Consider the following 229-nt stretch of genomic DNA (forward strand, 5'->3'; position numbering starts at 1 on the left):
GTGCGTAGGTGGCGTGGTAAGTCAGATGTGAAAGCCCGGGGCTCAACCTCGGAATTGCATCCGATACTGCCGTGCTAGAGTACTGAAGAGGTGACTAGAATTCTCGGTGTAGCAGTGAAATGCGTAGATATCGAGAGGAATACCAACGGCGAAGGCAGGTCACTGGGCAGTTACTGACACTGAGGCACGAAGGCCAGGGGAGCAAACGGGATTAGATACCCCAGTAGTC

The 229-nt window shown here is 53.7% G+C and carries 1 rRNA gene; it reads left to right on the forward strand.

Annotated elements, in window-relative coordinates:
- A 16S ribosomal RNA gene (locus ACTHS3_RS18910) occupies positions 1 to 229 on the forward strand; the annotation flags it as partial.

Source organism: Neisseria sp. P0009.S007 (assembly GCF_051962515.1).